6 protein-coding genes are annotated in these 7,913 nt (G+C 59.9%); 5 read left to right on the top strand and 1 reads right to left on the bottom strand.

The window, feature by feature from the left end:
- A partial coding sequence (gene lpdA, locus AC1DRJ_RS15105; protein WP_477802869.1) for a dihydrolipoyl dehydrogenase occupies positions 1-1,395 on the bottom strand: 1,395 nt, incomplete at its 3' end.
- 214 nt (positions 1,396-1,609) lie between these two features.
- Between lpdA and hflK (AC1DRJ_RS15100) the strand changes: the two genes are divergently transcribed.
- From hflK (AC1DRJ_RS15100) to bufA2, 5 genes are all read left to right on the top strand, one after another.
- A complete protein-coding gene (gene hflK, locus AC1DRJ_RS15100; RefSeq protein ID WP_477802870.1) occupies positions 1,610-3,571 on the top strand; it encodes a protease modulator HflK in 1,962 nt (653 codons plus the stop codon).
- Positions 3,568-4,599: a protease modulator HflC gene (gene hflC, locus AC1DRJ_RS15095; RefSeq protein ID WP_477802868.1), complete on the top strand. Its 1,032-nt coding sequence runs from the start codon at positions 3,568-3,570 to the stop codon at positions 4,597-4,599. Before hflK (AC1DRJ_RS15100) ends, hflC begins: the two co-directional genes overlap by 4 nt.
- Complete coding sequence (gene hflK / locus AC1DRJ_RS15090; protein ID WP_477802867.1) at positions 4,596-5,654, top strand: protease modulator HflK; 1,059 nt, start codon at positions 4,596-4,598, stop codon at positions 5,652-5,654. Before hflC ends, hflK (AC1DRJ_RS15090) begins: the two co-directional genes overlap by 4 nt.
- The gene (locus AC1DRJ_RS15085; protein ID WP_477802866.1) at positions 5,651-7,561 is read left to right on the top strand and encodes a cation-translocating P-type ATPase; all 1,911 of its coding nucleotides are present in this window, start codon (positions 5,651-5,653) and stop codon (positions 7,559-7,561) included. Before hflK (AC1DRJ_RS15090) ends, AC1DRJ_RS15085 begins: the two co-directional genes overlap by 4 nt.
- A 119-nt stretch (positions 7,562-7,680) precedes the next feature.
- On the top strand, positions 7,681-7,913 hold a 233-nt coding region (gene bufA2 / locus AC1DRJ_RS15080), incomplete at its 3' end, for a BufA2 family periplasmic bufferin-type metallophore (protein ID WP_477802865.1).

Here is a 7,913-nt window from a genome sequence, read left to right as displayed (position 1 = left end):
CTGCGTCGCCATCCCCCCCACATTCATCGCCGCTTGGCGCAACGCCTCGGACCGTGTCGGGTGTGGATGGCACGTCAGCGCAATGTCCTCGGCCGAGGCGCTGAACTCCATCGCCACGCAATACTCACCAATCATTTCATTGACGCTCGGGCCCACCAGGTGGACGCCGAGAATTTCATCGGTGCGTTCATCGGCGAGCACTTTGGCGAAGCCTTCGGTCTCGTGGTTGATCTTGGCCCGGCTGTTGGCGGTGAATGGGAATTTGCCCACTTTGTACGCGCGACCTTCAGCCTTGAGTTGCTCTTCGGTCTTGCCGACGCTGGCCTGCTCCGGTTTGGTGTAGACCACGCTGGGAATCAAGTTGTAATTCACTTCACCGGCCTTGCCGACGATCTGTTCAACGCAGGCCATGGCTTCGTCTTCTGCCTTGTGGGCGAGCATCGGCCCGGACGTGACATCGCCGATCACCCACACGCCCGCCGCTTCGGTGCGGTGCCCGTTGTTGGCGAGCATGCCGCGCTTGTCCGTGGCGAGTCCGATGTTTTCCAGGCCAAGGCCTTGGGTGTAAGGCCTACGACCGATCGACACCAGTACGTAATCGGCCTCCAGCAACTCTGCTGTACCGCCCGCCGCCGGTTCAATGCTGAGCTGAACACCGCTCGCCGATGACGTGGCGTTGGTGACTTTCGAACTCAATTTGAAGGTGATGCCTTGTTTGCTCAATGAACGCTGAAGAGTTTTGCCGGCCTCTACATCCACACCCGGACAGATGCGGTCGAGAAACTCGACCACTGTGACTTGAGCACCCAGGCGCCGCCACACAGAGCCCAGCTCCAGACCGATGACACCGGCCCCGATCACCACCAGATGTTTTGGCACTTCGTTCAGCGACAGCGCGCCGGTGGAGTCGAGGATGCGTTGGTTATCAATATCGACGCCCGGCAGGGGAGTGGGTTCGGAGCCGGTGGCGATGATGATGTCTTTGGCGCTCAACTCGGACTTGCCGCCGGCACTGTTCGTGACCGTGACTTTGCCTGGCCCGTCGATGTGGCCCCAGCCCTTTATCCAGTCGACTTTGTTTTTGCGAAACAGAAACTCGATGCCCTTGGTCAACCCGGTAACGCTTTCGTCCTTTTGTTTCATCATCTGAGCGAGGTTGAGGGTGGGTTTGACCTCGATACCCAGGTTGGCGAATTCCGCGCCCATGGCCGAGTCGTAGAGTTCGGAGGCGTGCAACAGCGCCTTGGACGGCATGCAACCAACGTTCAGGCAGGTACCACCGAGGGTCGCGCGACCTTCGACGCATGCCGCTTTCAAACCCAGCTGGCCTGCACGGATCGCGGCGTTATATCCGCCGGGGCCACCGCCCAGAATCACGATGTCGTAGCTGCTCATGGATGAACTCCTGAAGTTGATGGGATCGGGCTGGTAAGTAGTAGCTGGCTAAAATTACGAACGCAATTTGTTCGTTTCGTACTTTTTCGATCAGGGCTTCAGCCGGGCGACAGGTTCATCACCTTTAGATAAAGCTATTAAGTACAAAACTTTCACCGTTTTCGTTATATCGTAACGAAATGCGGTGTCCGCGTTGAATAAACACTGGGGTGGTATGCAAGTCGATATCGAAGTCGATGGTGCGCAGGTAGCAGGGCTGCCGCGCTTTCAGCAGGCGGTGTTTCAGGGGCGGCGATTGCGCCAGTTCGCCATTGGCCTGAGTGCTTTGGCCGCGGTCGGGCTGGTGTTGACGCTATGCATTGGATTGTTTGTGCCCACGTCACTGTGGGGCGTATTTCTGGTGAGTCAGAGTGCCGCTCTGCTGGTGCTGGTTGCCGGTCTGCAATCAGCTTGGTGGGTTACGCGGTGGCGTACACAGGCGATGACTCCAACGCTGCCTGTGGTCGTCGACGTTGACGAATCCGTTGCGCCTGCGGGTTGGTATGAGCGACTACTGGAGGGACTCAGTCAGCGCATGGTGCGCATGCTTAGCCAGATCGGCGCGCCAACACTCTGGCTTGGCGGTTGGGCGCTGTTGACGTTGTTCAGCATCAGTCAGTTCTGGAACCTCGCGCTTCCACCCGCAGCGCTGGGGTTGTCGGCCAGTGTCGGCGCAGTGCTGGCATTGCTGTTGGCGTTTGGTCTGCTGGTCGTCGAGCGGCAACTGGCTCAGGAAAACGTCGCCCAATGGCCGGAAGCCGGTGCACTGGCGCAACTGACTCGGGTAACAATCATTTGCCTGGTTCTCGGCGCGTTGTGTCTGTTGTTCGCCAGCGAAACCTCGGTCTGGCCAGTGCGTTTGGCGGTGCTGATCGGTGTGCTGCCGGGCCTGGTCGCAGTCGAGTTGCTGCTGCGTGCGGTGTTGTCGCTGTTCAGTCCACAGCGCGAACAACTCGAACCTGCGTTGCTGGCACGCAGTTTTATCGCCGACATGCTGCGCTGGCCACCGCAACCGCTGCTCGCCTTGCAGCACGAATTGCACAACCGCTTCGGCATCGACTTGCGGCAAATCTGGGCCTTCACTTACATGCGCCGCGCATTTTTGCCGGTGCTGGCGGTGATTATTTTCGTCGGCTGGTCACTCACCGGGATTCACGAAATACCGTTGCAGGGGCGAGGTATCTACGAGCGTTTCGGCAAACCGGTAGAGGTGTTTGGTCCTGGTTTGCACGCCGGTTTGCCGTGGCCGTTGGGCCGCGTGTTGAAGGTCGAAAACGGTGTGGTTCACGAGTTGGCCACCAGTGTTGGCGAAACGTCGGCACCGGTTGTACCCGAGCCTGCGGAAGGTCCGGCACCGGCGATTGCCAATCGGTTATGGGACGCTAGCCACGTGAACGACAAATCCCAGGTCATCGCCAGCAGCCGCGCCGACAAGCAGAGCTTCCAGATCGTTAACATGGACGTGCGTTTCGTTTATCGCATCGGCCTGACCGATCAAGCGGCATTAGCGGCCACCTATAACAGCGCCGATGTACCGACCCTGATTCGCAGCACCGCCAGCCGGATCCTGGTGCATGACTTCGCCTCGCGAACCCTTGATGGTTTGCTCGGCGAAGACCGGGTAGGACTTGCTGATGAGATTGGCCGGGCGGTGCAGGCTGACCTGCAGAAACTCGACAGTGGTGTGGAAATTCTCGCCACTGTGGTGGAAGCGATTCATCCACCGGCCGGCGCTGCCAATGCTTATCACGGTGTGCAAGCGGCACAGATCGGCGCTCAAGCATTGATCTCGCGGGAACGCGGTGCCGCCGCCGAGGCGACCCATCTGGCGCAACTGCAAGCGAGCATCACGCGCGATCAAGCGACTGCCAGCGCTCATGAGATCAACGCCACGGCCCAGGTGGCGGACCTGAAATTTAGCGCGGAGCAGAAAGCCTACGCCAACGCAGGCCAGGCGTTTGTGCTGGAACAATACCTCAGCCAACTGAGTCAGGGCCTGGCGAACGCCAAGCTGCTGATTCTTGATCATCGTCTGGGTGGCAGCAGCAATGCGCCGACCATCGACCTCCGTACTTTCACACTGCCGGCTGATCTTGCGTCGCCGCGTACGAGCGCCCAGCCAGGAGCTACCCATTGAGCCAGTCGCACACTCACGAGCACGATGACCACGCCGGCCACGATCACGGGCATCACCACGGTCACCACCATCATCACCACGGCGATCCACACGAAGCCGGCCCGTTTCCCTGGCGGCGCATGGGCTGGGCAGCATTGCTTGTGGCCTTCGCAATCGCTGCCGCAAGCCTTGTTCAAGTGCGCTCGGGGGAGGCCACGGTCATCACGCGCTTCGGCAATCCATCGCGGGTTTTACTTGAGCCAGGTCTGGGCTGGCGCTGGCCAGCACCGTTTGAAGCGGCGATTCCGGTCGACTTACGCTTGCGCACCACCTCCAGTGGTTTGCAGGATGTCGGCACCCGCGACGGTTTGCGCATCATTGTTCAGGCTTACGTGGCGTGGCAGGTGCAGGGCGATCCGGACAACGTGCAACGTTTCATGCGTGCGGTGCAGAATCAGCCGGATGAAGCGGCGCGGCAGATCCGCACTTTTGTCGGCTCTGCGCTGGAAACCACGGCCGCCAGTTTTGACTTGGCGAACCTGGTCAACACCGACGCCAATCAAGTTCACATTGCCGACTTTGAGGCGCAACTTCGCCATCAGATCGATCAGCAGTTGCTCACGACTTATGGCGTTCGAGTGCTGCAAGTCGGCATCGAGCGTCTGACCTTACCGTCGGTTACGCTRACCGCCACCGTCGATCGCATGCGCGCTGAGCGTGAAACAATCGCCACCGAACGCACTGCAATCGGCAAGCGCGAAGCTGCACAAATCCGTTCGGCCGCCGAGCGGGATGCGCGAATTGTGCAGGCCGATGCAACGGTCAAAGCTGCTGACATCGAAGCTCAATCGCGGGTTGAAGCGGCGCAGATTTACGGCCGTGCGTATGCCGGATCTCCGCAGCTGTACAACCTGCTGCGCTCACTCGATACCTTGGGCACCATTGTTTCGCCGGGTACCAAACTGATATTGCGCACCGATGCCGCGCCATTCCGAGTATTGGTTGACGGACCTCCGAGCCTCGAAAACAAGTCCGGGTCGCAGCCATGAGTTTAGTTCCACGTGGAACAAATGAATTAAGCAGCCCCTGGATTCAGGCCGGGCGCCTGGCTTTTCTCGCGCTTTACGCCGTGACCGTTCTGGCTGCGTTAGCTTGGGCATTCTCCAATGTGCGGCAGATTGATCCACAGAATCGCGCAGTGGTTTTGCATTTTGGTGCGCTGGACCGCATCCAGAATGCGGGGTTGTTGCTGGCATGGCCGCGACCTTTTGAGCAAGTGGTGTTACTGCCGGCGGCAGATCTCGTTATCGAGCGTCGAGTGGAAAGTCTTCTGCGCAGTGATGTTGCCTTACAGGCTGATCGCGCTGCCACGTTTGCCACACCGCTCAGTGATGCACTCGCCGGGTCCGGCTATTTGCTGACGGGTGATGCCGGTGTGGTGCAACTTGATGTGCGGGTCTTCTACAAAGTCACCGAGCCGTATGCCTTCGTGCTGCAAGGTGAACATGTGTTGCCGGCGCTGGATCGGTTGGTCACCCGCAGCGCTGTAGCCCTGACCGCAGCGCGGGATCTGGACACTATTCTAGTGGCGCGTCCGGAACTGATCGGCGCCGACAATCAGGCTGCCGAACGACGTGAACGACTGCGAGGTAATTTGGTGCAAAGCATCAATCAACGTTTAGCCGAGCTGACAACAACAGGGCAGGGGTTGGGAATCGAAGTCGCTCGAGTGGACGTGCAATCGAGTCTGCCCGGTCCTGCGGTAAACGCGTTCAACGCGGTGTTAACCGCGAGCCAGCAAGCCGACAAAGCCGTGGCGAACGCGCGCACCGAAGCGGAGAAGGTGAACCAGGCCGCGAACGAACAAGCGGATCGAACGCTGCAAGTGGCCCATGCCCAAGCCAGCGAACGCCTGGCGAAAGCGTCTGCCGACACCGCCACCGTATTGAGCCTCGCCAAGGCGCAACAGCAGGGAGCCGACCCGCAAATGCTGCTGCGCATTTACCGCGAGCGGATGCCGAAGATTCTTGGCCAGGCCGGTTCCGTGACCACAGTTAATCCGAAAGACGATTCCCGCCTGATCATTCAGGGAGCTGCACAATGACCGCGCACACCGCCGCCACATCAAGCCTGTTGTCCTCGGCCGAACAACGCAGCGCCGCTCGCCAACTGACACTGGCCATGCTCGCCTTGGGCCTGCTCGGGCTAGGTCTGATCTGGCGCTGGCTGTCGCCGGAGCAGGCCGGGGTCAGCCAATTACTGCTCGGATTTGCGTCACTGCTGGTGGCCGTGCCGGTGATGCGTTCGGCGTGGTACAGCCTGCGTTATCCGAGCTTGCACGGGATCACCGACCAGTTGATCGCGCTCGCCATGCTGGGGGCTTGGGCTACGGGTGATCTGCTGACTGCTGCGTTGCTGCCGATCATCATGATCTTCGGTCATGTGCTGGAAGAGCGCAGCGTGATTGGCTCGCAGGAAGCGATTCATGCACTCGGCAAACTCACCCGCAGCCATGCGCGAAAGGTTCAGGCGGATGGCTCGATCCTCGAAGTCGACAACAGCACACTCAAGGCCGGTGACCTGGTCGAGGTTCGTGCCGGTGATCGCGTGCCGGCGGATGGCCGGGTGTTGTCCGGTCAGGCGAGCCTCGATACCGCTTCGATTACCGGTGAGTCGGTGCCGATGGAAGCCGGTGTTGGCATGTCGGTATTCGGAGGAGCGATCAACCTCGATGGCCTGCTTCGCGTTGAAGTGACCCGTATCGGCAACGAATCGACCTTGGGCAAAGTCATCTCGCTGATGCAAAGCGCCGAGCGCTCAAAGCCACCGATTACTCGCTTGCTGGAGCGTTATGCCGGCAGCTACATGGTGCTGGTGTTGTTGCTGGCGGCGGTGACGTGGTTCGTCACCAATGATGCCCAGGCGATGCTCGCGGTGCTGGTCGCGGCGTGTCCATGTGCGCTGGTGTTGTCGGCGCCGGCGACGGCCATTGCCGGGGTGGCGGTGGCTGCGCGACACGGCATTCTGATCCGCAGTTCGGCGTTTCTTGAAGAGCTGGCAGACCTGACGTCGTTGGTAGTGGATAAAACCGGCACCCTGACGTTTGGCACCTTGCGCTTGCAGTCCATCGACAGTCCGCTGGAAGACCGCAGTCACGTCTTGAAGCTGGCCGCCAGCCTCGGTTCGGCCAGCAGTCATCCGGTCAGTCGTGCGCTTGCCGGGCTGGTCACGCAGGAGCATTTTTTGCTGCTGTCGGACATTCACGAGCGCCAGGGTTTGGGTGTGGTAGCGATGACGGAACAGGGCGAGGCTGCACTCGGTCGTCCTGAATTGTTCGCGCAATTGGGCATTGCTACGTCGGCGGTTCCTGAACATGACGGTCCGATTGCCGGGCTGGCGCTGGATGGCGAATTTCTCGCTTGGTTATTGMTAGCCGACAGTGTCAAACCCGAAGCACGATTTGCCTTGAGTGAGCTGCGAGAACTGGGCCTGGGTCGGCAGTTGCTGCTCACCGGGGATCGGCAAAGCGTCGCGCACACGCTGGCGCGTGATGTCGGCATTAGCGATGTCGAAGCGCAGGCGTTGCCTGAGGACAAGCTCAATCGCGTGCTCAAGGAAATTGGCAGCGGCTTCCGGCCGATGGTGGTCGGAGACGGGATCAACGACTCTCTGGCGCTCAAGGCCGGTGTCGTGGGTGTCGCAATGGGCGCGGGCGGGGCAGATATCGCATTGGCTTCGGCCGACATCGTTTTAATTGGCAGTGACCTGCGCCGGCTCGGCACCTGTGTGCGTCTGAGTCGTCAATGTCGTCAGACCTTGCAGGTGAATGTGATCATCGGTTTGGGCTGGACAATGGCGATTGTTGCCTTCGCCGCTTTTGGCTGGCTGGGCGCGGCAGGGGCGATGATTGCAGCATTGCTGCATAACTTGAGCACGTTGCTGGTACTGGGCAACGCCGGGCGTTTGCTGCGGTTTCAGGAGCCTTTGCTCAAGCTCAAGGATGACAGTTGAGCGAATCGAAACTTTTTTGCAGGCCTCTGTAACGCCTTTGGGGCAGCACTCTCTAGTGCTATGTCGGGACTGAACAACGTTCCAGCCGACAACCCTGACGAAGACCGAGGATACAAAAAATGAACTTCAAATCCGCGACCGCTGGTGCCGCTCTTGCTTTCGCCGCCGCTGCACTGTTTGCCGGTGTCGCCACACAGGCTCAGGCCGCCGATGCACCTCAAGTTCACTGCTACGGCGTGACGTCGTGCAAAGGCATGAACGATTGCAAAACCGCAGAAAACGCCTGTAAGGGGCAAGGGGTTTGCAAAGGTCACGGTTTCAAGGCAATGACTCAGACCGAATGCATGAAAGC

This window comes from Pseudomonas sp. P5_B2 (assembly GCF_056400445.1).
Note: the sequence above shows the minus strand (reverse complement) of the source record. Positions and strands in the feature narration are given on the sequence as shown.